Source organism: Chelativorans salis, from assembly GCF_025336525.1.
GTDB lineage: Bacteria > Pseudomonadota > Alphaproteobacteria > Rhizobiales > Rhizobiaceae > Chelativorans > Chelativorans salis.
Window position 1 is genome coordinate 1 of the sequence record NZ_JAOCZP010000006.1, and the last position, 24,052, is coordinate 24,052.

General features: G+C 64.4%; 27 protein-coding genes. 14 read left to right on the top strand and 13 right to left on the bottom strand.

Translation table 11 applies throughout. From position 1 onward, the window contains the following. Positions 1–362 precede the first annotated feature (362 nt). Together N5A92_RS18380 and N5A92_RS18385 are read left to right on the top strand one after the other, a co-directional pair. On the top strand, positions 363–1,520 hold the full coding sequence (locus tag N5A92_RS18380) for a CaiB/BaiF CoA transferase family protein (protein ID WP_260905288.1): 1,158 nt from the start codon (positions 363–365) through the stop codon (positions 1,518–1,520). Beyond that, the gene (locus N5A92_RS18385) at positions 1,517–2,662 is read left to right on the top strand and encodes an extracellular solute-binding protein (RefSeq protein WP_260905295.1); all 1,146 of its coding nucleotides are present in this window, start codon (positions 1,517–1,519) and stop codon (positions 2,660–2,662) included. The genes N5A92_RS18380 and N5A92_RS18385 overlap by 4 nt, the downstream gene beginning before the upstream one ends. A gap of 41 nt (positions 2,663–2,703) precedes the next feature. Here the strand turns inward: N5A92_RS18385 and N5A92_RS18390 are convergent, their stop codons facing one another. Both N5A92_RS18390 and N5A92_RS18395 read right to left on the bottom strand, forming a co-directional pair. Further along, positions 2,704–3,546 carry an amidohydrolase family protein gene (locus N5A92_RS18390; RefSeq protein WP_260905298.1) on the bottom strand — a complete coding sequence of 281 codons (843 nt, stop codon included), beginning with the start codon at positions 3,544–3,546 and terminating at the stop codon, positions 2,704–2,706. 53 nt (positions 3,547–3,599) lie between these two features. Then, positions 3,600–4,385, bottom strand: a complete 786-nt coding sequence (locus tag N5A92_RS18395; RefSeq protein ID WP_260905301.1) for an IclR family transcriptional regulator — start codon at positions 4,383–4,385, stop codon at positions 3,600–3,602. A gap of 181 nt (positions 4,386–4,566) precedes the next feature. Here N5A92_RS18395 and N5A92_RS18400 point away from each other — a divergent pair, with 181 nt between their 5' ends. The 10 genes from N5A92_RS18400 to N5A92_RS18445 all read left to right on the top strand — a co-directional run bounded on the left by N5A92_RS18400 (position 4,567) and on the right by N5A92_RS18445 (position 14,016). Further along, on the top strand, positions 4,567–5,886 hold the full coding sequence (locus tag N5A92_RS18400; protein ID WP_260905304.1) for an ABC transporter substrate-binding protein: 1,320 nt from the start codon (positions 4,567–4,569) through the stop codon (positions 5,884–5,886). Positions 5,887–5,955: 69 nt separating this feature from the next. Next, positions 5,956–6,918, top strand: coding sequence for a carbohydrate ABC transporter permease (locus N5A92_RS18405; RefSeq protein WP_260905306.1), 963 nt, complete (start codon positions 5,956–5,958; stop codon positions 6,916–6,918). Between the two features lie 2 nt (positions 6,919–6,920). Further along, positions 6,921–7,787 (top strand): carbohydrate ABC transporter permease, encoded by an 867-nt coding sequence (locus tag N5A92_RS18410; protein ID WP_260905308.1) that lies wholly within the window; start codon positions 6,921–6,923, stop codon positions 7,785–7,787. 3 nt (positions 7,788–7,790) lie between these two features. Then, complete coding sequence (locus N5A92_RS18415) at positions 7,791–8,888, top strand: ABC transporter ATP-binding protein (protein WP_260905311.1); 1,098 nt, start codon at positions 7,791–7,793, stop codon at positions 8,886–8,888. Position 8,889: 1 nt separating this feature from the next. Beyond that, positions 8,890–10,011 (top strand): mandelate racemase/muconate lactonizing enzyme family protein, encoded by a 1,122-nt coding sequence (locus N5A92_RS18420; protein WP_260905313.1) that lies wholly within the window; start codon positions 8,890–8,892, stop codon positions 10,009–10,011. Position 10,012: 1 nt separating this feature from the next. Continuing rightward, the gene (locus N5A92_RS18425; RefSeq protein ID WP_260905316.1) at positions 10,013–10,342 is read left to right on the top strand and encodes an L-rhamnose mutarotase; all 330 of its coding nucleotides are present in this window, start codon (positions 10,013–10,015) and stop codon (positions 10,340–10,342) included. Continuing rightward, a complete protein-coding gene (locus N5A92_RS18430) occupies positions 10,335–11,405 on the top strand; it encodes a Gfo/Idh/MocA family protein (RefSeq protein WP_425248607.1) in 1,071 nt (356 codons plus the stop codon). The genes N5A92_RS18425 and N5A92_RS18430 overlap by 8 nt, the downstream gene beginning before the upstream one ends. A gap of 3 nt (positions 11,406–11,408) precedes the next feature. Then, positions 11,409–11,873, top strand: a complete 465-nt coding sequence (locus tag N5A92_RS18435) for a MaoC/PaaZ C-terminal domain-containing protein (protein WP_260905318.1) — start codon at positions 11,409–11,411, stop codon at positions 11,871–11,873. A gap of 99 nt (positions 11,874–11,972) precedes the next feature. After that, positions 11,973–12,707, top strand: coding sequence for an SDR family oxidoreductase (locus N5A92_RS18440; protein WP_260905320.1), 735 nt, complete (start codon positions 11,973–11,975; stop codon positions 12,705–12,707). 22 nt (positions 12,708–12,729) lie between these two features. Next, positions 12,730–14,016 carry an L-fuconate dehydratase gene (locus tag N5A92_RS18445; RefSeq protein WP_260905322.1) on the top strand — a complete coding sequence of 429 codons (1,287 nt, stop codon included), beginning with the start codon at positions 12,730–12,732 and terminating at the stop codon, positions 14,014–14,016. A gap of 13 nt (positions 14,017–14,029) precedes the next feature. On the opposite strand, the gene N5A92_RS18450 is transcribed toward N5A92_RS18445, so the two are convergent. The 7 genes from N5A92_RS18450 to N5A92_RS18480 all read right to left on the bottom strand — a co-directional run bounded on the left by N5A92_RS18450 (position 14,030) and on the right by N5A92_RS18480 (position 18,580). Then, entirely contained in the window at positions 14,030–14,491 is a 462-nt protein-coding gene (locus N5A92_RS18450) for a DoxX family protein (RefSeq protein ID WP_260905325.1), read from the bottom strand. Positions 14,492–14,687: 196 nt separating this feature from the next. Continuing rightward, positions 14,688–14,894 carry a hypothetical protein gene (locus N5A92_RS18455; RefSeq protein ID WP_260905328.1) on the bottom strand — a complete coding sequence of 69 codons (207 nt, stop codon included), beginning with the start codon at positions 14,892–14,894 and terminating at the stop codon, positions 14,688–14,690. 46 nt (positions 14,895–14,940) lie between these two features. Further along, entirely contained in the window at positions 14,941–15,405 is a 465-nt protein-coding gene (locus N5A92_RS18460) for a YbhB/YbcL family Raf kinase inhibitor-like protein (RefSeq protein ID WP_260905330.1), read from the bottom strand. Between the two features lie 28 nt (positions 15,406–15,433). Continuing rightward, positions 15,434–16,108 (bottom strand): phosphoribosyltransferase, encoded by a 675-nt coding sequence (locus N5A92_RS18465; protein ID WP_260905332.1) that lies wholly within the window; start codon positions 16,106–16,108, stop codon positions 15,434–15,436. Positions 16,109–16,119: 11 nt separating this feature from the next. Next, the gene (locus N5A92_RS18470; RefSeq protein WP_260905333.1) at positions 16,120–16,776 is read right to left on the bottom strand and encodes a dienelactone hydrolase family protein; all 657 of its coding nucleotides are present in this window, start codon (positions 16,774–16,776) and stop codon (positions 16,120–16,122) included. A gap of 2 nt (positions 16,777–16,778) precedes the next feature. Beyond that, positions 16,779–18,122, bottom strand: a complete 1,344-nt coding sequence (locus tag N5A92_RS18475; protein ID WP_260905335.1) for an erythromycin esterase family protein — start codon at positions 18,120–18,122, stop codon at positions 16,779–16,781. 20 nt (positions 18,123–18,142) lie between these two features. Then, positions 18,143–18,580 (bottom strand): DUF2267 domain-containing protein, encoded by a 438-nt coding sequence (locus N5A92_RS18480; protein WP_260905336.1) that lies wholly within the window; start codon positions 18,578–18,580, stop codon positions 18,143–18,145. Positions 18,581–18,765: 185 nt separating this feature from the next. On the opposite strand from N5A92_RS18480, the gene N5A92_RS18485 reads away from it, so the two are divergent. Continuing rightward, positions 18,766–19,440, top strand: a complete 675-nt coding sequence (locus tag N5A92_RS18485) for a TetR/AcrR family transcriptional regulator (RefSeq protein ID WP_260905337.1) — start codon at positions 18,766–18,768, stop codon at positions 19,438–19,440. A 98-nt stretch (positions 19,441–19,538) separates the two neighbouring features. Next, a complete protein-coding gene (locus N5A92_RS18490; RefSeq protein WP_260905338.1) occupies positions 19,539–20,033 on the top strand; it encodes a P-loop nucleotide/nucleoside kinase family protein in 495 nt (164 codons plus the stop codon). A 71-nt stretch (positions 20,034–20,104) separates the two neighbouring features. On the opposite strand, the gene N5A92_RS18495 is transcribed toward N5A92_RS18490, so the two are convergent. From N5A92_RS18495 to N5A92_RS18510, 4 genes are all read right to left on the bottom strand, one after another. After that, positions 20,105–20,788 carry a TetR family transcriptional regulator gene (locus N5A92_RS18495; protein WP_260905339.1) on the bottom strand — a complete coding sequence of 228 codons (684 nt, stop codon included), beginning with the start codon at positions 20,786–20,788 and terminating at the stop codon, positions 20,105–20,107. After that, positions 20,739–22,262 (bottom strand): tripartite tricarboxylate transporter permease, encoded by a 1,524-nt coding sequence (locus tag N5A92_RS18500; RefSeq protein ID WP_260905340.1) that lies wholly within the window; start codon positions 22,260–22,262, stop codon positions 20,739–20,741. Before N5A92_RS18500 ends, N5A92_RS18495 begins: the two co-directional genes overlap by 50 nt. Positions 22,263–22,279: 17 nt before the next feature. Beyond that, positions 22,280–22,813, bottom strand: coding sequence for a tripartite tricarboxylate transporter TctB family protein (locus tag N5A92_RS18505; RefSeq protein ID WP_260905341.1), 534 nt, complete (start codon positions 22,811–22,813; stop codon positions 22,280–22,282). Positions 22,814–22,984: 171 nt separating this feature from the next. Beyond that, positions 22,985–24,013, bottom strand: coding sequence for a Bug family tripartite tricarboxylate transporter substrate binding protein (locus N5A92_RS18510; protein ID WP_260905342.1), 1,029 nt, complete (start codon positions 24,011–24,013; stop codon positions 22,985–22,987). Positions 24,014–24,052 lie beyond the last annotated feature (39 nt).

The following is a 24,052-nucleotide window of genomic DNA, read 5'->3' on the forward strand; positions in this document are numbered from 1 at the left end:
GTAACGGCCCCAATCGGGTGCAGCCGGGAAGGGCGGGGGGCCGGGTGACCGGCCGACCGTCGGGACAGACTCCGGCGGGGCGCGTTGGACGCGCCTTAAAAATAAATAGAGTGGCTCGGACAACGCGCCCCGCTTCCCACCCTGAGCCCCAAGCTTGTCGTGGGGTCGGAGGGTCAACGGCCAGACGGTGAAAACCGGGCGTGGCGACGAGGACGCGCGTCCCTGTCGAAGAGGAGGGCCTTGCAACTGATCTCATATCTGAATACTTTCTTCACAAGAGAAAACAACCCTCGTGGAGGAGACATGCCGAAGACAAAGACAGGCGCGCCGGAGAACGGTGCCTTGGCCGGGGAGCTTACCCGATGAGCGAAGCCGCACTGCCGCTGGAGGGGCTCGTCGTCGTCGACATGAGCCAGTTCCTTTCCGGCCCCTACTGCTCGCTGCGCCTGATGGATCTCGGCGCCCGCGTCATCAAGATCGAGCGGCCGGACGGCGGCGACCTGTCGCGCCGGCTCTACCTGAGCGACACTGAGATTGGCGGCGATTCCACCATCTTCCACGCTATCAACCGTGGCAAAGAGAGCTTTGCCGTCGATCTGAAGAAGCCGGAGGACGTGGCCGCCCTGCGCAAGCTCCTCGCCACGGCTGACGTCATGATCCAGAACTTCCGCCCCGGCGTGATCGAGCGGCTCGGCCTCGACTATGCCTCGGTGAGCGCGCTCAACCCGCGCATCGTCTACGCCTCCATCAGCGGCTATGGCGAGGAAGGCCCGTGGGTCGACAGGCCCGGCCAGGACTTGCTTGCACAGTCGCGCTCGGGCGCCATGTGGCTGAGCGGCGACGACGGCCAGGGGCCGGTGCCCTTTGGCCTGGCGGTCGCCGATATGCTTGCGGGTGCGGCCGCCGCGCAGGGCATCCTCGCCTTCCTGGTACGCCGCGGCGTCAGCGGCAAGGGCGGGCACGTGCAGACGAGCCTGCTCGAGGCGCTGGTCGACTTCCAGTTCGAGGTGCTGACCACCTTCCTGAACGACGGGCGGCGGATGCCCAAACGCTCCGCCGTGCGCAGCGCCCACGCCTATCTCGCCGCGCCCTATGGCGTCTACCCGGCGAGCAACGGTTTCCTCACCATCGCCATGACACCCATCCCCAAGCTCGCCGACCTGATGGAGATCTCGGCACTTGCGCCCTATCGCGACAAGCCGGAAAGCTGGTTTTCCGAGCGCGACGCCATCAAGGCCATCATCGCCGAGCGGACGGCCGAAAAGACGGTCGAAGAATGGCTGGCGATCCTCGAGCCGGCCGACATCTGGTGCGCCAAGGTGCTCGACTGGAACGACCTCCTCGACCACGACGGCTTCAAGCACCTCGACATGCTGCAGACCGTCACCCGCGAGGATGACGTGTCCATCCTGACGACCCGCTCGCCCATCCGCGTCGACGGCCAGAGGCCGAAAGTGGCGCGCGCCGCCCCGCGCGTCGGCGAGCACAGCGAGACGATCCGCCGGGAGTTCGGCCTATGAGCACGACAAGGCTCAAAGGCATGACGTGGAGCCATCCGCGCGGCTACGACCCCATGGTCGCCTGCTCCCGCCTGTGGCAGGAGAAGACCGGCGTGGAAGTCACCTGGGACAAGCGCTCGCTACAGGACTTCGAATCCTATCCCGTCGAGGAACTCGCCCGCCGCTATGACCTGATCGTCATCGACCATCCACATGTCGGCCAGATCACCGCCGAAGGCTGCCTCGCCCCGCTCGATGTGCCAGGCCGCGAGGCCGAGCGCGCCGCACTTTCCGGGGGCAGTGTCGGCCTCTCCTACCCGAGCTACCAATGGCAGGGCCGGCAATGGGCCTTCCCCATCGACGCCGCCGCACAAGTGCAGGCCATCCGGCCCGACCTTCTGGATCGCGCGCCGACAGCCTGGACGGAGGTGCTCGAGCTGGCGCGGGAAGGCCGCGTGCTCGTCCCCCTGCGGCCGCCGCATTCGCTCATGTGCTTCTTCACCCTCGCCGCCAATCTCGGTACACCCTGCGCCAGCGAAAGGGCCGAAGCCCTCATCGCGCCGGAGGCGGGAGAGATCGTATTCGCCGTTCTCCGCGAGATCGCCGATGCGGCCGGCGGCGATGCCCTCGGCATGGACCCGATTGCGGTCTCCGAAGCCATGGCCGCCGAGGGCTCGCGGATCGCCTGCGCACCGCTGATCTACGGCTACGTGAACTACGCGATGGAAGGCTTCCGCCCTTTTCGCCTTGCCTTCGCCGACATCCCGGCACTCGGCACCGACGGCCCCAGGGGCTCCGCCCTCGGCGGCACGGGCATCGCCGTCTCCGCCTTCTCAAGCGCGAAGGAAGCAGCCATCGACTTCGCCTACTTGATCGCCGGCGGCGAGACCCAGCGCGGCCCCTACGCGGCGGCAGGCGGCCAGCCCGGCCACGCTGCCGCCTGGGAGGACGAGACCGTCAATGCCGCCACCGCCAACTTCTACCGCGCCACGCGAGCGACCTTGGAAGGCGCCTGGCTCCGCCCACGCCACGACGGCTACATGGCCTTCCAGGAAAAGGCATCCGCGCGGCTCAACGAAGGGCTTGTGCGGCGCGAGGATGGTGCGGCGGTCGTTGCCGATCTGAACCGGATGTTTGCGGAGGGAACAAAAAATCGCTCGTGAGGAACGAAGCCACCAATACTACCGGTAGGCCGCGGGGATTGTTACCGACCCAACCCCCAAATCCGCCGCGCATTCCCGGAGTACAGCTTCGCCCGCTCCGTTTCGCTCGCCCCAGCAAACAGCACCTGCGTGGCCCCCACCCAAGTGGAAAGCCCGCCGCCCAGCGTGCAGACCGGCCAGTCGCTGCCCCAGACCACACGGTCCCAGCCGAAGCAGTTCACCGTGTGCTCGACCCACGGACGCAGCGTCTCGACGGTCCAGCTTTCAGGGTCGGCATATGCGACAACGCCGGAGATCTTCGCCGCAACGTTCGGCCGCTTGGCGATCTCGGCCATATGGGTGCGCCAGGGCTCGGTGGCGTCCCCCTTGATGTCCGGCACGCCGCAATGGTCGAGGATGAACTGCACGTCCGGCGCCAGATCGGTCAACGCCATGGCCTTCGGCAATTGCCGAGGCAATACGCAGAGGTCGAAGGTGAAGCGCGTGCCGGAGAGCCGGGCGATGTTCCCGCGGAAGAGCTCGCTCTCCGACAATTCGTCGGGCATGACATGCAGGACGCGGCGGAAGCCCTTGACCAGCGGGTTGGCCTGCTGGCGCTCCAGATAGGCGGCAAAGCCTTCCGACTCCGGCCGGCAGGCGGCGATGGCACCGATGATGAGACTGTCCGGCTGTTCGGCAAGGTCGCCGACATGAGCGGTCTCCGCCTCGATCTGGTCCTCCGCGACGTCGACCTCCATATGCAGCGTCGCCTCGATGCCGACACGGCGCGCCTCGCGTGCGTAGTCGTCGTAGGAGAAATTCCGGTTGAGCGGCGGCACGCCGTCGAGCCATGGGTAGCCGAGTGCGGTCTGGTCGATGACGTGCAGATGAGTGTCGACGATCATGCGTAGCCTCCTCCTCCTTCAGGCGATGGAAATCGCCTATCCCAACAGAAACATCATGCCGCCGGCGCCATATCCGCGCCGGCCAGCCGCGAGAGCTTTTCCGTCGTCTTCAGAACGAGCTGCATCGTGCCCGTGATGTCCGGCGCATCCCTGGTGTTGACCAGCGCGATATAGGGCACAGTCAGCGCGGCGATGGCCTGCCCATCGGGGCCAAGCACGGGTGCCGAGAGGTTGAAGACGCCGGCGGTCTGGGCGCTCGGCATCATCTCGTAGCCGCGGTCGCGGATCTGGTCGAGCCGCTCGAAGAACTCCGGCGCCAGTTCCGGCTTCTCGTTGCTCTTCAGGTTCTCGGCAATCATCATCTGCCGCTCCTCTTCGCTGCGGAAGGCGAGCAGGATGTGGCCGGAGCCGGTGTCGAACAGGCCGATATGCGAGCCGACGCGGATCGAGATACCCCAGTAGCCGGGCGCCTCCTGCTGGGCGATGACGACGGCCGCGCCGCGGTCGAAGACGACGAGCTGGTTGGCTTGGCGCGAGCTTTCAGCAAGCTCGCGCATCAGCGGCGTAGCGTAGGAGACGAGCCGGCGCACCGGTGCGTGAAGCTGCGCCAGGCCGAACAGCTTCAAGGTCAGCGCGAAGCGGTCGCCGTCGATGCGGGTGACATAGCCGCGCCGCACCAGCCGGTCGAGCATGCGGTAGAATTCGTTGGGGCTGCGGTCGAGACGCTTGGCGATCTCGGCCTGGGTCAGCCCTCCGTCGACGCCGGCGAGCAGCTCCAGGATATCGAGGCCCTTGTCCAAGGCCGGCGCGCGGTAGCGTTCGTTGTCCTCGTCCTTCACGGCCCTCTCCGGTGAAACCCGCTTTTCATATACGCAACCTGCCGGGCTGCGCAACGCAGTTCACGCTTGACGGCGACCATAGCAGGTGTTTGTATATGAATTAAGCTCTCACTGATGAGAGTGACGCATGATCCCGCCCCGGCAGGCGCCGAGGGCGAACTGCTTTCTGGGGAGGATACTCATGAACAGACTGCTTTTCGGTGCTTCCGCCGGCGTGCTCGCCATGGCGCTCGGCGCCGCCCCCGCCCTGGCGCAGGAACTGCCTGGCAGTTTCGAGGGCGTAACGATCGACGCCAAGCTTATCGGCGGCCAGCAGTACGAGGCGCTTTACGCGCGGATTGCCGAGTGGGAAGAGGCGACCGGCGCCAAGGTCAACGTCATCTCGAAGAAGAACCACTTTGAGCTCGACAAGGAGATCAAGTCTGACATCGCCACCGGCTCGATCAGCTGGTGCGTCGGCTCCAACCACTCCTCCTTCGCCCCGCAATATCCCGGCATCTACACCGACCTCGCGGCTCTCCTGCCGCAGGAGGAGATCGAGGCCTTCGTGCCGGCCAACATCAAGGCCTCCACGCTCGACGGCAGGCTGGTCATGCTGCCGCGCGCCCAGTTCGACGTCTCCGCGCTCTATTACCTGAAGAGCCTCTACGAGGATGAGGAGAACAAGGCGAAGTTCAAGGATGAGTACGGCTACGAGCTGACCCCGCCGGATACCTGGCAGGAGGTCGCCGACCAGGCCAGGTTCTTTGCCAATCCACCGGACTTCTACGGCACGCAGTATGCGGGCAAGGAAGAGGCCATCAACGGCCGTTTCTACGAGATGCTGGTGGCCGAGGGCGGCGAGTATCTGGATGCCGAGGGCCGCCCCGCCTTCAACTCCGAGGCCGGCGTGCGGGCGCTCGACTGGTTCGTGGATCTTTATCAGGCGAAGGCCGTGCCGGCCGGCACCACCAACTATTTGTGGGACGACCTCGGCCAGGGCTTCGCCTCCGGCACCATCGCCATCAATCTCGACTGGCCGGGCTGGGCGGGTTTCTTCAATGACCCGGAATCCTCCAAGGTCGCCGGCAATGTCGGCGTGAAGGTGCAGCCCAAGGGCTCCTCGGGCAAGCGCACGGGCTGGTCCGGCCATCACGGCTTTTCGGTGACAGAAAGCTGCGCCGACAAGGAGGCCGCCGCCTCGCTGGTCTGGTTCCTCACCAATGAGGACAGCCAGAAGCTTGAGGCCTCAGCCGGCCCGCTGCCGACAAGAACGGCCGTCTGGGACTGGGTTGTCGCCGAAGCCGAAGGTGATGCCTACCGCCAGGAGGTGCTGACGGCCTTCCAGCAGGCGGCAGAGCATGCCTTCCCCGTGCCGCAGACGGCCTCCTGGATCGAGATCTCCAACGCAGTCTATCCGGAGCTGCAGGCCGCCATTCTGGGTGACAAGACTTCCCAGCAGGCGCTCGATGATGCCGCCGACAAGGCGACCGCCATCCTCGAGGACGCCGGCGAGCTCTGATCACTCTCCCGAGGGTGCGAGGCATCATGCCTCGCACCCTTTTTCTTTCTGCATGGGGCAACAAGCGCGATGAACGAGGCCGGCACGGTCGTCGAAACAGCTGAAACGCGGGGCGGTAACGCCTCGACGGGCACCCTCAAGGCCTGGAGGTTGCCTGCACCCGTTCTCCTGCTTCTACCGGCCTTCGTCGTGCTGGCGGCGGTCGTGGTTGTGCCGCTCCTGCTCTCGCTCTATTCCAGCTTCACGCCCTTCCGCCTCACGCGGCCAGATTCCATCTGGACCTTCATCGGCTTCCGCAATTACGAGCGCCTCTTCACCGACTGGGAGTTCTGGGTCGCCTTCGGGCGCACGGTGCTTCTGCTCACCGTCGCGCTCAATCTGGAGATGGTGCTGGGGCTCGGCCTCGCCCTCCTCGTCGAGAAAGCGACGCGCGGCCAGCGGATTCTCCGCACCATCATGATGTTTCCCATGATGTTCTCGCCGGTGCTCGTCGGCTTCCAGTTCAAGTTCATGTTCAACGACAATGTCGGCCTCATCAACAATGCGCTGCAGGCGCTGGGGCTGACCGACCGGGCGATCCCCTGGCTGATCGACGGCACGCTCGCCTTCATCGCGATTCTCACCGCAGAGGTCTGGTCGTCCACCGCCGTCTTCGCGATCTTCATCCTGGCAGGCCTCATGGCGATGCCCCGGGAGCCAGTCGAGGCGGCGCGCGTCGACGGCTGCACGCCCTGGCAGACCTTCCGCTACGTCACCTGGCCCTATCTCATGCCGTTCGCCTTCATCGCCATGACCATCCGCTCGCTCGACATCGCGCGCGCCTATGACATCGTGAAGATCATGACCGACGGGGGCCCCGCCAAGCGCACCGAGATCCTGTGGACGCTGATCGCCCGCACCGGCTATTCCGACGCGCGGATGGGGCTCGCCAACGCCATGGCCTATGTCGCCATTCTCCTGTCCATCGTCTTTACCGCCCTGTTCTTCCGGCAGCTCGCCAAGGCGCGGGCTCAAGTCGCGGCGGAGTGGTGAGGATGGACCGGAACGCCGCCCACCGGGTGAAACGCGGCCTCTTCAAGGCCACGCATCTCACCCTTCTATTCCTCGCCATGGCCATCATCTGCCTGCCGGGCTTATGGATCGTGCTCTCCTCGCTCCGGCCAACGGTGGAGATCATGGCGAAGCCGCCAGTATGGATCCCCCGCGAGATCTCCTTCGACGCCTACATCGCCATGTTCTCCGGCGTTGGCCAGGGCGGCATTCCAGTGATCGAATATTTCCGCAATTCGCTCATCATCTCCGTCACCTCGACGGTCATCGCGCTGGCCGTCGGTATGGCGGGCGGCTATGCCTTCGCGCGCCACCGCTTCCGCTTCAAGTCGTCGATCTTCCTCGGCTTCATGCTGACGCGCACCGTGCCCGGCATCGCGCTCTCCCTGCCGCTCTTTTTCGTCTATGCAAAGCTCGGCATCATCGATACCCATTTCGGGTTGATCCTCGCCTATGTGGCGCTCAACGTGCCCTTCACGATCTGGCTCATCGACGGTTTCTTCCGCCAGGTGCCGAAGGATCTCGCGGAAGCAGCGCAGATCGACGGTTGCACGCGCTGGCAGGCCTTCTGGCAGGTGGAGTTCCCGCTCGCCCGTCCCGGCATCGCATCGGCCGGCATCTTCGCCTTCCTGATTTCCTGGAACGAGTTCGCGCTGGCCTCGCAGCTCACCCGCTCGACCAGCTCCAAGACGCTGCCCGTCGGCCTTCTCGACTACACCGCCGAGTTCACCATCGACTGGCGCGGCATGTGCGCGCTCGCCGTCGTCATGATCATCCCGGCGCTCACCCTCACCTTCATCGTCCAGAAACACCTCGTCTCCGGTCTCACCTCCGGCGCGGTGAAAGGATAGGCCATGGCCACAGTCTCGCTTCACTCGCTCGTCAAACGCTACGGCAACATACCGGTCGTACACGGCATCGATCTGGAAGTCGCCGACCGCGAGTTCATCGCCCTTGTCGGCCCGTCGGGCTGCGGCAAGTCGACGACGCTCAGAATGATCGCCGGGCTTGAGGACATCTCCGGCGGCGAGATCCGTATCGGCGGCAATCTGGTCAACGACCTGCCGCCGCGCTCGCGCAACATCTCCATGGTCTTCCAGTCCTACGCCCTCTACCCGCACATGACGGTGGCCGAGAACATGGGTTTCTCGCTGAAGATCGCCGGCAAGCCTCAGACTGAGATCGCGGCGCGGGTAGCCGAAGCCGCGAAGACGCTGGATCTGGAAGCGCTGCTCCACCGCCGCCCGTCGCAGCTTTCCGGCGGCCAGCGCCAGCGCGTCGCCATGGGCCGCGCCATCGTGCGCAACCCGGAGGTCTTCCTCTTCGACGAGCCCTTGTCGAACCTCGACGCCAAGCTGAGAACCCAGATGCGCATCGAGATCAAGAAGCTGCACGCCAAGGTCAACTCCACCGTCATCTACGTCACCCACGATCAGGTGGAGGCGATGACACTCGCCGACCGCATCGTCATCATGCGCGACGGGCACATCGAGCAGGTGGGCACGCCGGAAGACGTGTTCCGGCGTCCCGCCACCCGCTTCGTCGCCGGCTTCATCGGCTCGCCGCCGATGAACCTGCAGGAGGCGACGGTGGAGGACGGGAAGCTGGTCTTTGCCGGCGGCGCGACACTTCCCCTGCCCCGCCAGTTCCACGATAAGGTGGAGGCGGGCAGAAAGGTCGTCTTCGGGCTTAGGCCGGACGATCTCTATCCCACAGGCCACGGCATCCATTCCGGCGAACAAGCTGAGGTGCACGAGGTGGAAAAGGCGGTCACGTTGACGGAGCCGCTCGGCAACGAGACACTCGTCTTTACCGAGTTCGCCGGTCACGAATGGATCTCGCGCATGCTCAATCCGAAGCTCCTGAAGCCTGGCGAGAAGGTGAAGCTTTCCTTCGACCTGTCGCAGGCGCATCTCTTCGACGCCGGGACGGGCATGTCGCTGAGGGCCTGACATGGCAAGCATCGAAAAAGTCGAACTGCGCATGGTGAACCTTGAGCCCAAGGTCAAGCGCACCGACGCCATCCAGAGTTTTGTCCGCCAGGAAACGCCCATCGTCACGATCACGGATTCGGACGGCGCATCGGGCACCGGCTACAGCTATACCATCGGCACCGGCGGCTCTTCCGTCATTCGGCTTCTGGCCGACCATCTGGCCCCGCGCCTGATCGGCCGCGACGCCGACATGGTCGAGGCCATCTGGCACGAATTGGAGTTTGCCACCCACGCCACCACCATCGGCGCCATAACGGCGATCGCGCTTGCCGCGGTCGACACTGCGCTGTGGGACTTGCGGGCGAAGAAGCTCGGCCTGCCCTTGTGGAAACTCGCCGGAGGCGCGAAGGACCGCTGCCCGCTCTATACCACCGAGGGCGGATGGCTGCATATCGAGACCGCAGCGTTGGTGGAGGATGCGCTTGCCGCAAAGGCGCAGGGCTTCCGCGGCTCAAAGATCAAGATCGGCAGACCTACGGGCGCGGAGGACTTCCGCCGGCTGAAGGCCGTGCGCGAAGCCGTCGGCGACGATTACGAGATCATGGCCGACTGCAACCAGGGTTTTACCGTCGACGAAGCGGTCCGCAGGGCAGAGCGCCTGAAGCCGCTCGACCTCGCCTGGCTCGAGGAACCGCTGCCAGCAGACGACATCGACGGCCACGTACGGCTCTCGCGGTCGACGCCGATCCCGGTGGCCGTCGGCGAATCCCTTTATTCGATCCGCCATTTCCGCGAATATATGCAGAAAGGTGCCTGCTCGGTCGTTCAGGTGGATGTCGGCCGCATCGGCGGCATCACGCCGTGGCTGAAGGTGGCGCATGCGGCGGAGACCTTCGACATCCCCGTCTGTCCGCACTTCCTGATGGAGCTGCACGTGAGCCTGGTGTGCGCCGTGCAGAACGGGAAATACGTCGAATACATCCCGCAGCTCGACGACCTGACGCAAAGCCGCATGAAGGTGGAGAACGGAGAGGCTCTCGCGCCCGACGCGCCGGGCATCGGCATCGACTGGGACTGGGAGGCGGTGAAGGGGAAGGACCTCACCGAATTCACCACCGAGATCACCGCACGGGGAGGATGACATGCAACGCATGGGAATGGTCATCGGCCTGAAGCCGGAGAAGGTCGCCGAATACAAGCGCCTGCACGCCGCCGTCTGGCCCGAGGTGCTTTCGATGATCTCCGCCTGCAACATCAAGAACTACACGATCTTCCTGAAGGAGCCGGAGAACCTCCTGTTCGGCTATTGGGAGTATCACGGCGAGGACTTCGAAGCCGACGCCGCCAGGATGGCCGCCGACCCGAAAACGCAGGAATGGTGGTCCGTCTGCATGCCCTGCCAGGAGCCGCTGGAAACGCGCAAGGAAGGCGAGTGGTGGGCGATGATGGAGGAGGTGTTCCATCATGAGTAGTTTTAATCCCACCACCCTCGCCCAGTCCTGGCCGAAGCCTGCCGACCCTCGGCCCATCGTCACCTTCGGTGCCGGCTCCATCGTCGGTGATGCGCATTTCCCGGCGTACCGCAAGGCTGGCTTCCCTGTGGCCGGCCTCTATGACCCCGACCGCGCCAAGGTCGAGAAGCTCGCCGCCGAATGGGGTGTGAAGGCCTTCGGCTCCGTGGAGGAGGCGGCTTCGGTGGAAGGCGCGATCTTCGACCTCGCCACCCCGCCCAAGGCCCACACTGATGTGCTACGGGCGCTACCCGACGGCGCGGCTGCGCTGATCCAGAAGCCGATGGGAGGCGATCTCGACGGCGCTACGGAAATCCTCGCCCTTTGCCGGCAAAAGAACCTCAAAGCCGCCGTCAACTTTCAGCTCCGCTTCGCGCCCATGATGCTGGCGCTGAAGGATGCCATTCAGCAGGGCCATCTCGGCGAAGTGGTGGATTTCGACGCCTGGCTGGCGCTCGCCACGCCGTGGCAGCTCTGGCCCTTCCTCAAGGGCCTGCCGCGCATCGAAATCGCCATGCATTCGATCCACTATCTCGATCTGATCCGTCAGCTTCTAGGCGATCCCGACGGCGTCCACGCCAAGACCCTTGGCCACCCGAACCACGACGTCGCGCAGACGCGCACCAGCGCCATCCTCGACTATGGCGACCGCGTGCGCTGCGCCCTGTCGATCAACCACGACCACGACTTCGGCCGCAAATACCAGGCCTGCGAATTCCGCATCTGCGGCACGAAAGGCGCGGCCTATCTGAAGCTCGGTGTCAATCTCGACTATCCGCGTGGTGAACCGGATATCCTGGAGATCCATCCCGAAGGCGGCGAGGGCTGGATGAACGTGCCGCTCCAGGGCGCCTGGTTCCCCGACGCCTTCGCCGGGCGCATGGCCAATTTGCAGCGCTTCGTCTCCGGCGAGGATGCCGAGCTCGTCTCCTCCGTGGAAGACGCCTGGAACACCATGGCGCTGGTGGAAGCGGCCTACCAGTCGAGCGCCGCCCCGGCCACGCCACTTGCAAAGAGACCATAAGCCATGGAACAGACCACCTATTTCGAGGACTACGAGATCGGCTCGACGCGCACCACGACGGGACGCACCATCACCGAGACCGATTTCGTGGTGCACGCCGGCCATACTGGCGATTTCTTCCCGCACCACATGGATGCGGAGTTCATGAAGAATACCCCCTTCGGCCAGCGCATCGCACACGGCACGCTGGTTTTTTCCATCGGTGTCGGACTGACGGCCAGTGTAATCAACCCTGTTGCCTTCTCCTACGGCTATGACCGCTTACGCTTCGTGAGGCCGGTCTTCATCGGCGACACGATCCGCACGAGGACCACCATCGTCGAAAAGCTGGACGACCCGAAACGTCCCGATGCCGGCCGGGTGATCGAGCGCTGTGAAGTTTTGAACCAGTGTGACGAGGTCGTGCTGGCGGCGGATCATATTTATGTGGTGGAGAGGAAAGAGAAGGGAATAGTGAGTAGTGAATAGAGAGTAGGGAAGCCGTCCGTGACGGATGCGCATCCCTTCCGCCGCTGGCATCCATTCACTACTCACTATTCGCTACTCACATTCGCCCGGGAGAAACCAATGGCAGCCAACCTGCAGAACAAGACCGCCCTCATCACCGCCGCCGCGCAAGGCATCGGCCGCGCCAGCGCGCTCGCTTTCGCTCGCGCTGGGGCGAAGGTCTACGCCACCGACATCAACGAAAAGCTGCTGGCCGAGTTGGAGGGTGAAGACGGCATCGTCACGCGCAAGCTCGACGTGCTCGACGATGCCGCAGTCAAGGCACTTGTGGCCGAGATCGGCGCCGTCGATGTTCTCTTCAACTGCGCCGGCGTGGTGCATTCCGGTTCGGTGCTGGAGATGAAGGACGAGGATCTCGACTTCGCCTTCGACCTTAACGTCAAGGCCATGGTGCGCACCATCCGCGCCGTCATTCCCGGCATGATCGAGCGCGGCGGCGGAGCGATCGTCAACATGTCGTCCGTCGCTTCCAGCGTGAAGGGCGTCCCCAACCGCTTCGCCTACGGCACCACCAAGGCCGCCGTCATCGGGCTGACCAAGGCGGTGGCCGCCGACTATGTGGCCCAAGGCATCCGCTGCAATGCGATCTGCCCCGGAACGGTGGAAAGCCCGTCGCTGCAGGAGCGCCTGAAGGCAACCGGAGATTACGAGGCCGCGCGCGAGACCTTCATCGCCCGTCAGCCCATGGGCCGCCTCGGCACGCCGGAGGAGATCGCCGATCTGGCCGTCCATCTCGCCGCCGCCACCTACACCTCCGGCCAGGCTTATGCCATCGACGGCGGCTGGACGATCTAGAGCTCTATCTCACGAGGCCCCATTGACCCGCATCACCGACCTCAGCACCCACGATCTGCGCTTCCCTACTTCGCAGTCGCTCGACGGCTCTGACGCCATGAACCCGGATCCGGACTATTCCGCCGCCTATGTGGTGCTTAAGACGGACACGCCGGGCCTCGAGGGCCATGGCCTCACCTTCACTATCGGCCGCGGCAACGACATCTGCTGCCGGGCCATTGAGGCTATGCGGCATTTGGTGGTGGGGCTGGATCTCGACTGGATGAGGGAAAGCCCCTCACGCTTCTGGCGCCATGTCACCGGCGACAGCCAGCTGCGCTGGGTCGGGCCGGATAAGGGCGTCATGCATCTGGCGACGGGCGCCGTCGTTAACGCCGTCTGGGACCTGTGGGCGAAGGTCGAGGAGAAGCCTGTCTGGCAGCTGGTGGCGGAGATGAGCCCGGAGGAGGTCGTCGGCATCGTCGACTTCCGCTATCTGACCGACGCACTGACGCCGGAGGAGGCATTGGCTATCCTGAAACGCACTGAGGCGGGCAAGGCAGAGCGCATCGCCACGCTCAAGCGCGAGGGCTATGCATGCTACACCACCTCGGCCGGCTGGCTCGGCTATCCCGACGATAAGCTGCGCCGGCTCTGCCAGGAGGCGGTGGACGCCGGCTTCAATCACGTGAAGCTAAAGGTGGGCCGCGACCTGGAAGACGACATCAGGCGGCTAAAGATCGCCCGTGAAGTGCTTGGTCCCGACCGCTATCTCATGATTGACGCCAACCAGGTGTGGGAGGTCGACCAGGCCATCGACTGGGTGAAGCGCCTTTCCTTTGCAAAGCCCTATTTCATCGAGGAGCCGACGAGCCCCGACGACATTGCCGGCCATCGTAAGATCCGCAAGGCGGTGGCACCGGTGAAGGTTGCCACCGGCGAGATGTGCCAGAACCGCATCGTCTTCAAGCAGATGATCGCCGGCGGCGCCATCGATGTGGTGCAGATCGACGCCTGCCGCATGGGCGGGCTCAACGAGGTGCTGGCCGTTCTGCTCATGGCCGCCAAGTATGATCTGCCCGTCTGGCCGCATGCCGGCGGGATCGGCCTGTGCGAATACGTGCAGCACCTTTCCATGATCGACTACGTCGTCGTCTCCGGCACCAAGGAAGGCCGGGTGATCGAATATGTCGACCACCTGCACGAGCACTTCCTTGAAGCCTGCGTCATCCAAAACGCAGCCTACATGCCGCCTCGGGCGCCCGGCTTCTCGATCCAGATGAGGCCGGAATCGATCGAGGAATACGAAGTGAAATCTTCCGCGCAATGATGCGCGGAGGAATTCAGAACTCGCGGCCGATGCGCGCATCGACCGAGTGCCGGTTGCCGCCGCGGATAACGAAAAAGAAGAAGATCGCCGCCCAAAGAATCGATTTCTCCGCACCGGAATAGCCCTGCCCCATTGCGACCCAGTGGGCCCACACGGTAACGAGAAGAACGATCATCGCCGCAAACGAAGCTGGCCGCGTCAGAAGGCCGATGGCGATCAGAATGCCGCCGAAGAACTCGGTGCAGGAGAGCAGGGGCGACCAGAAGACGCCGGGATAGAAGCCAAGGCCCTCCACCATGCCCGCCGCGCCGAACGGATTTTGAATCTTGCCGAAGCCGTGCGTCACGAGCGCGACGCCCGCCACGACCCGCAAGATCGTTTCCGCACTCTCATGCGCAGCCTCGTACAAACCCTTGAACGCGGGAACGAGAAGGCGGCGTTCGGTGATGTCAGTGGTGTCGGTGGTATCGCTCATGTCGGCCCTTTCCCTCCGTTTGGGCCAGACGGTACAAGTTGAGGGTTCTAGTCAAGTAACAAAGAATTGAAGCGCGTGACGCAAGCTCCGGGCCGTCGGCGCAGCGAAGACCACCGACTCTCCGAGGCCTTTTCCAGTCCGGGATTGCGGCAAAGGACCGGCGGATCACCGATGCCGTGGAACGATCCGCTCACAGCTAGCTCCGCCAGGCGCTCTCGCTCTTTTGCTCGTAATGGTCGAAGGCTTTGGTAAGCCCGCCGAGCACTTCGGCAGAGGTTTCGAACATCGCCTTCAGCTGGGGCTCCTCCACCTTGTCGATGTCCTCGCGCAGGTGGCGTATGGTCTCTTCCAGCCGCGCCTTCATCTTCCGCGTGTGGTGACGTGGATCGGGTTCGTCCGTCATGCTCTTCTCCTGTTCCTGACATGGAACGGGCGGCCACGAGACGCCGTCAGCGTTCGTAGATGCCTACAATCTCGGCCTCGTCGAGCTTGTGCTTGCTGGCCTCCTTCCATAGATCCGCGACACCGACCTGGGACGGCAGGTTGATGTCCGGCACGTCGAGCGCGGCGAGGCGGAAATGGTAGTGGTGCGTCCCGTGCCCCTTGGGCGGCTCCGGGCCGTCGTAGTGGGTGTTGCCGAAGTCGTTTCCGGCAATACGCAGGCGTGCCTTCTCGGGTCCGGTCTCCACGCTTTCGGGCAGTTGGTCCTGGTCGGCCGGGATGTTGAAGAGGCCCCAGTGACAGAAGGTCCCGTTCGGCGCATCCGGATCCTCGACCGCAAGTACGAAGCTCTTCGTGCCTTCGGGGGCGCCGCTCCATTTCAGGGGTGGCGAAAGATTTGCGCCGTCTCGCGTATATTTCTCCGGGATTCTCTCGCCGTCGGCGAATGCGGGGCTGATGAGGTTCAATGGCATTTCGCGTCTCCTCTTCTCGCCTCTCTTGCTATTGTGGATCGGGCAGCCATTCGCGCGCGGCATTCAAAAGCTGCACCACCTCCGCATCGCTCGTCTGGTCGAAATTTCGGTAGTGCAGCCCGACGGCGCGAAAGTTCAGCGGCGCGGCGAGGCACACAACCTCGTCGGCATCGGCCTTCAGCGAATCGAGCGTATCGCGCGGCGCGACAGGCACCGCGAGCACCGTGCGCTTGACCTTCGCGCGGCGCAGCGCCTTCAGCGCCACGCGCACCGTGCCGCCGGTGGCAATGCCGTCGTCGACGACAATTACCGTGCGGCCGACGAGCGGCGTCGGCTGACGGCCGGCGAAATAAGTCTCGCGCCGCCTTTCGATCTCCGCCAACTGCCGCTTCTTTTCCGCCTCCACATAGTCGGGCGACGGATTGACCACTTGCATGGCCTCCTCGTTCAGCACCAACTGCGGGTCGGCGCCATCAACCAGAGCGCCGATGCCGTACTCAGGATGGCCGGGGGCGCCGAGCTTGCGCACCATCAGGAGGTCGATCTCCGCCTGGAGCGCCTTGGCCACCTCGAAAGCGACGGGCACGCCGCCGCGCGGCAACGCAAGCACCACAGGGTGCTCTTCCTTCAGGTGCTCAAGCACCTCGGCCAGCCGTTGCCCTGCCTCATAGCGGTCGTTGAATTCCGTTTGCGTGCCGAACATATCAATCATCCTTATGTCCCCACGCTGTCCGTCAAATGTGTCAGGAACCAGTTCGTCGCGTGACGGACGACCTCGTCGAGCTTGCCCGGTTCCTCAAAAAGGTGGCCCGCCCCTTCGACGATGATCAGGCTCTTTTCGCCGGGGAGCGCGTCGTGCGCCTGTCTATTCATGTCGATCACCGGTCCGTCGAGGCTGCCGACGAGAAGCAGCGTCGGCGCCCGTACTCTGGACAGGACAGGCAGCGCCATATCCGGCCTGCCGCCGCGTGAGACGATCGCCGCGACGCGCGACCCAGCGTCGGCCGCCGCCGTCAGTGCGGCGGCAGCACCGGTGCTGGCGCCGAAATAGCCGGGCTTGAGGTGCGCCGTATCAACCGCGTCGGCGGTCCACCGGGTGGCCCGCTCGAGGCGCGAGGCAAGCAACGGGATGTCAAAGACGTTCCGCCGGTCCGCGTCCTCCGAAGGCGTCAGGAGGTCGAGCAGGAAGGTTGCGAGTCCCGCCTTCCTGAGTTCCGTGGCAACGTAGTTGTTGCGCGGGCTGAGCCGACCGCTGCCGCTGCCGTGCGCGAAGATGACAATGCCCTGTGCACCCGGCGGCACGCCGACGAAGCCGTTGAGACCTTCCGGCTCGACGCGCACTTCCCGCAGATCGCTCGCTGCTGTTGCCACCTCTAAACTCCAAACGGATAGGTCTCCGCGACCCCGTGCGGCCGCTCGGCTGGAAGCGGTGTCACCGCATTGGTCTCGTCGAACCAGACGAAGGCGTCGAACTGCTCCGGCAGGACGGCTTCGAAGTAATGGCTGAGGAACTCCGACTGTTCCCGATAGATCACGCCGATGGCCCGCTCCAGCCGCGGTGTGCTCAGCACCTCGCGCAGCTCACGGTTGCCAGGCGCGCGCAGATCGGTGAGCGAATGTGCGACGCCCGACTGGCGGAACACGCGCTCGTAGGAATCCGGCCGCGAGGGATTGATCCTCTTGATGCGCATGGGGCCGTCCCAGTCGTCGGCAGCGGCAACCGTTCCGCGGTCCGTGCCGAAGCCGATCAGAACGGCACCCTCGCCATAGGCCGTGCGGCAAAGCTCGCCGATGTTGAACTCGCCCTGCCAGCCCATGGCCGTGGCCGCCGCGTTGCCGATGTGCGAGTTGTGCGCCCACACCACTGCCTTGGCCTTGTCGCCGCGCGCCGCCAGAAGATGCTGCAGCGTGTCGAACATGTGCCGGTCGCGCAGGTTCCAGGATTCGGTCGAGCCATGATACATGATGCGGTAGTAGTGCTCGGCCGCACGCGCGACGCGCGCGTTCTGCGCGGCATCGAAGAAGTCCTCACCATCGGCGGCGGCGTATTCCAGCCGCTTATCCAACAGCTCCTGGAGCTGAGCGACCACCTCGTCCTCGCAGGTGTCGCGGCCGCCCCTGAGCATGGCACGGCCATAGAAGGCGGGCTCGGCCTGCCAGGGGGTGAGGCATCCATAACGTCGGCGTGCCTCACCTGCCGCTTCCGGATCGACGCGATCGAGATAGTGGATGACGGCGGCGATCGAGGCGTTGAGCGAATAGACGTCGAGGCCGCGCAGTTCGGCCCGATCGCCCTCGGCGAGCCCTTCATTGTGACGGCGCAGCCACTCCACGAAATCGGCAAACTCCCGGTTGCGCCACATCCAGGTGGGGAAACGCGCGAACGTCTCCTCATCGTAGCGTCCTGTCCGCTTGTGGCGCACATAGCGGTCAACTCGTGCCGCATCCGGCCAGTCTGCCTCTATGGCGACGATGTTGAAGCCGTGATGTTCGATCAGCCGCCGCGTGATCGCCGCGCGGGCGCGGTAGAATTCGGATGACCCGTGGGTGGCCTCGCCAAGAAGCACGACACGGGAATCGGCGAAGCGGTCGAAGACCGTGCCGAAGAGTTCCGCCTTTTCGACCGGCGGAAGGTGCTCGCAACGGTCGCGCACCCAGCTCGCAGCCTCGTCTGCATGGCGCGCTCTGTTGCGCTCGGTTAGCGAGGCATCGGCCATTCCACGTCGTCTCCGTTATCTCAGGCGCCGACTGTTTCCGGCCACAGCGCCTGAATCTCCTTCGGCAGCGCTTCGCGCACCTTGGCCGACTGTCCGAGATCGATGTGATGGTTGATGACGCGGAACACCGTGCGCGTGGCATCGGCCGAGTTGACCGGCCTGATGTCCTTCAGCCCTTCCTGGACGTGCTCCAGAAACTCGTCGAGGTTGCGGGTGACCTTCGGCTGCTGCGACGGCTGATACTGATCGTAGTAAAGGCCGCGCACCAGGATAGGCAGTTCAGCGCCCAGATGTGCCGAGAGATCGGCGGGAAGTCTGTCCCGCAGCGCCTTGAGCACCGCACCCAGTATGTGCCATGCAACTTGGCGATCGTCGCCATGTTCGGCCATGATCTCGTTGAGCCAGATATTCGTGGTCTGGACGGTTTTGTCGAAAACTTCGAGGCCTGTAGCAGTCATTGTTCAGCCCTTCCAACTGTCCTTTCTGACGAATGCACCGGTGTGCTGTCCGGTTCCCTGACTCCTAATCAACAGAACGCAGGAATGTTCGCTGCGCCGGAATAAAAATGTCCCGCGATTGAGGCTTTTGCCGGCGGTCGGCTATAAGGCCTTTGTCCCGACACGGGAAAACGCACAGGAGAGAGATGGAGTTGGGGAGCGATATCAAGGTGAAGCCGGCTGCGGGAGGCCGGCAGCAGAAAGCAAGCCGCGACCCGGAGCGCACGCAGGCCGCCATCCTCGATGCGGCGACCGCGGAGTTCGCCGAAAAGGGCATCGGCGGGGCGCGCGTCGACATGATCGCCGAGCGCGCCGGCACCAACAAGCGCATGCTCTACCACTATTTCGGCGACAAGATCGGCCTCTACGTGGCCGTTCTGGAAGCCGCCTACGCCTCCATCCGCTCAGCCGAGCGTGAGCTGGACCTCGCCCATAAGGCGCCGGAGGAGGCGCTGTCTGAGCTGTCGCGCTTCACATGGCGTTATTTCCTGGAGCACCCGGAATTTATCAGCCTTTTGAACACAGAGAACCTCCACAAGGCCGAGCACCTGCGCGGCTCGCGCAAGCTGATGGAGATGCACTCGCACTTCGTCACCGAGCTGGCGGACGTCCTGAAGCGCGGTGCCGAAGACGGCATCTTCCGGCCCGGCATCGATCCCATCAACGTCTACATCACCATCGCCGCGCTCGGCTATTTCTATCTCTCCAACCGCCACACGCTCTCGGCCATCTTCGACCGTGACCTGTCCGCCCCCGCCCGCCTTGCCGAGTGGGAGGCGCATGTGGTGAAGACGGTGCTGGCTTCGGTGAGGGCGGAATAGGCCGGATGTTTATCGGCTCGCAAAAGCGTGGATTGCAGTCCTTTCCGCACTTACAGCGTCAACGTTATCAATGGCACCGTGTTTAGCGAGATATAAGCATGCTCATTGTTTTTTCGGGGCTTCCTGGGACCGGCAAATCGTCAATCGCACGGAAGCTTGCATCTGAACTGAAAGCGGTCTGGCTCCGAATCGATTCTATCGAACAGGCGATTCGTGAGTCCGGTGTGGTCTCCGGCTCGCTGAATGACGCGGGGTACCGCGCAGCCTACGCTGTCGCGCAGGACAATCTAAGCCTCGGTTTGTCGGTGGTTGCCGATTCTGTGAACCCTTGGATGCTCACCCGAAATGCGTGGCGTGGCGTAGGGTTGCGCTCAAACGTAGCTGTCCTGGAAGTCGAGACGGTTTGCTCCGACAAGGAGGAGCATCGTCGCAGGATCGAAGCACGTGCTTCCGACATCGCCGGCTTGAAACTGCCGAACTGGCAGGCTGTGCTTGAGCGAGACTACCAACCATGGGACCGTGACCATTTGCAGGTAGATACCGCAAAACGAAGCATCGCTGACTGCGTCGCGCTGATTCAAGCACAACTTTGACGAGAATCTCCTAGCCAATCTCTGAGATTTCGGTAGAAGCGAGAGTGATCGGGCGGACGGCGACGGGGGCCCTACGCCTTCACCCGCAAATGGTCGAGCACCATCTCGACCGCGTGCGCCTCGCGCGACGCGATATGGGCGCTGCTGGCCAGATCGGTATCGAAGATCACGGAAAGCGTGGCGTTGTTGGAGACGTAGAAATAGCCGAGCGCGGCGATGGAGATGTAGAGCTGCACGGGGTCGATGTCGGCGCGGAAGGCGCCACTTTCACCGCCGCGGTGGATAAGCTTCCTGAGCTGATCGACCAGGGGCGAATGCAGGCCGTGCATCTCCGGCAGGGTGCGCAGATAGCGCGCCTTCATGAGGTTCTCGTTGGTCAGAAGCGCGATGAACCACGGGCATTCAAGGAAGTGGCGGAAAGTGAAGCGCACGAGCCGCTCGACCGCCTCCACCGGCTCGTACTGGTCGAGCTGCAGCGCCCGCTCGCCCTCGCGGATCTCGCGATAGGCTTCCTCCAGAACGGCGCAATAGAGGGCGTCCTTGTTGCCGAAATAATGGTAGAGCATGCGCTTGTTGGTGGCCGCTCTCGCGGCGATGGCGTCGATGCGCGCGCCCTCGAGCCCGCGCTCGGAAAACTCCGCGCGCGCCGCCGCCAGGATCGCCGCCCGTGTGCGGACGGGATCGCGGGTGCGCGGGGCCTGCGCCTCAGCCGGCAGGGCGCTGCGAGTCGAGGCGCTTGAAGAGGTCCGTGACACGTCGGCTCACCATCGGCAGGCTCATGAGGATCGTCATCGCGATGATTGCGAAGAGCACCGCGCTGATCGGTCGGGTGAAGAAGGGTGTGACGTCGCCGTCCGACAGGAGCAGGCCACGGCGCAGATTGACGTCGAGTAGCTCGCCTAGCACGATGCCCAGCACCAGCGGCGCCATAGGATAGCGCATCTCGCGCAAGACGAAGCCGATCAGCCCGAAGGCGATCATCACATAGACGTCGAACATGCGCTGCGTGATGGCGAAGGAGCCGACGACGCACAGCACATAGACCACCGGCATCAGCTTCTCGCGCGGGACGAGCAGAACGCGCACGAGCAGCTTTGTGAGCGACAGGCCAAAGACGGTGATGGCGATCGTCGTCAGAAGCAGAATCCCGACAATCTGATAAAGGAAAGCGGGATTCTCGGTCATCAGCAGCGGTCCGGGCCTGATGCCGTGGATGAACATCGCGGCAATCAACACCGCGGCCGCCGCCGAGCCTGGCAGCGCCAGGGTGAGCGTGGGGATCATGGCGCCGGGAATGACCGCCGAGTTGCCGGTCTCTGCAGCCACCAGCCCCTCGATGGAGCCCTTGCCGAACTGGTCGCGCTCCTTGCTCGCGCGCCGCGCGGCCGCGTAGGAGGCCCAGGCGCCTATGTCCTCGCCGACGCCAGGGATGATGCCGGCGATCGTGCCGACGATGCCGGAGCGTATCGTCGTGCGCCAATAGCGCGTGATGTCGGCCAGCCGCGGCAGCACCCGGTCGTCGCTGGTGACGAGCTCGGCCGTAAAGCGCCGCTTCATGACGGCGAGAATCTCGGCGAAGCCGAAGGCGCCGACCATGGCGGGGATGAGGTCGATGCCGCCGCCGAGCGCGCTGACACCGAAGGTGAAGCGCTGAAAGGCGTGCAGGCCCTCCATGCCGATCATCGCAGCGAGCAGCCCCAGAATGCCGGCGATATAGCCTTTCAACGGATCCTCGATAGCCGTCAGCCGGCCCGAGATCAGGACGCCGAACAAAGCCAGCCAAAAGAACTCATAGGAGCCGAAGCGCAGCGCGAATTCAGCCAGCCAAGGCGCGATCAGCGCCAGAAAGAAGATGCCGACCAGCGTGCCGAGCGCCGAGGAGGTGGTGGCGATCCCCATGGCCATACCGGCCTTGCCGGCGCGCGCCAGGGGATAGCCGTCGAGCGTGGTGGCGGCACTCGCCGGAGTGCCGGGAATGGCGAGCAGGATGGCCGAGCGGCTGCCGCCATAGATCGCCCCCACGTAGAGCGCCATTAGGCACAGGATCGCCTGGTCCGGCGGCATCTTGTAGGTGAGCGTGACGAGCAGCGCCACGCCCATGGTCGCCGTCAGGCCCGGAAGCGCGCCGATGACGATGCCGAGCAAGCTCGCCCAGGCAAGGTTGAACAGCGCCTCCCAGGTGAGGAAATGGGCGATGCCGTGTCCAAGAAGGGAAAGGCCTTCAGGCATGTATCGAGACTCTCGGGCTAGGGCAGGCGAACGAGGAAGCCGTATTGGAAGACGAGGGTGACGACGACGCCGACGATCACTCCCTGGACGAGCGCCAGGAAGGTTGAGCGCAGAAGCGACCTTGGCTCAGGCGACAGCCAGGTCTCGAAGACGACGATGAAGGCGAAGACGAAGGCCGCACTGGCGAGCCAGAAGGGCAAGCGCCCCACTAGAACGAGCGCATAGACGAGCGCCAGCCCCGCCACGGCGCAGAAACGCCCCGCCTCTTCGGTGCGGAAGAGCGCCAGGAGATCGCTCCAGCCCCCCGCGCCGCGCCCCTCGCGATAGGCTTTGAGGCCAAGCACAACGCCGCAAAAGGCCAGAGCAAGCCCCAGGAGGCCGGGCACGAGGCCCGGCACGGTAGCGGGGTGGATGCCGCGCATTTCCAGCCGGGGCATGGTCCAGGACAGGTAGACGATCGCCAACCCCAGCACCGCGAACACACCGCCGGTGATGAGATCGATGCGGTTCATGCGGCGTTCCGTCTGCGGATCGGCCGAAAGGTCGGTCATGAATGCCTCTGATCTGCCGGTATTGCCGGCACCCCGGAAGGGTGCCGGCCTTTCGCTCGGCCAGCTCATCGTCTCATGGAATCGATGAACTGGTCCAACTCCCTGTTTTGTCGCAATTCCAAGCGGAAAACTGGTTTTCACTTTTCCTGGAATTGCCCTAGCCCGCTCGGGCTACATCTCGCTCTTCGTCTCGCAGTCGATGCCGATGGTCGAGGGGTCGTTCACCTCCAGGCCGCGCTCTTCCGCCGCGCAGGCCTCCTCAATCACCACCGGCATGGCCACTTCACGCGCTTCCTCGCCATAGGAAGGGGCGAAGACGGCGCCGTTGGTTTGGGCATAATCCTTCAGCGCCTGGGAGTTCATCACCTTTTCCTCCCAGATGCGGTTCACCGTGGCAACCACCTCCTCGGGCACGCCCTGCGGAATGAAGATGCCGAAGTAGTCCGGTGCGATGGGGAATTCCGGCAGCCATTCGGTGATCGGCGGGATGGGATCCACGCCCTCGATGGTCAGCGGCTGGTCGCTTAGCACCGCGAGCGGACGCAGGCGGCCGCCGCGGATCAGCTCTGCCTGCTCCACGGCGAGCTGCGTGGTGACCATGGCTTCGCCTGCCGCGGTGGCGATCGCGGCCGGCCCGCCGCCGTCATAGGTTACCATGCGGTATTCGAAATCGCCCTCCGTGCCCAGGCCGGCAATCGCCATGCCGCCGGAGGAGGTCACGCCCGCCGTGCCGACGGTGATCTCGCTGCCCCGCTCCTTGAAGGCTTCGAGCAACTGCCCGAAATCCTCGAACTCGCTGTCGGACGGCACCGCGACCACCGGCACGTTGGCGACCGACAGATAGATGTGCCAGTCGTCGATACTGGTGTCAGGCACCAGTCCCGTCACTGAATAAGTGGCGTTGTTGGCGATGGCGTTGGCGGTCCAGGTGTAGCCGTCTTTCGGCGCGTTCAGCACCTCCTGCGTGCCGACCGCACCCGAGGCGCCCGGCTGGTTGACCACCACCACAGCCTGGCCAAGCTCTTCGGCGATGATCGGCGCGGTGACGCGGGTCACCTGATCGGTCGAGCCGCCCGCGCCCCAGGGCACGATGATGTTGATGGGGCGGTCCGGCTGCCACTCCTGGGCAAGGGCCGGTGCTGCGGACAGGGCAAATACGGATGTGGCCACGACGAGCGTGGCTCTGGTCAAAAGACCCATGATCTCCTCCCAAAGTATGTTTGACGCGCCGCGGCCCGC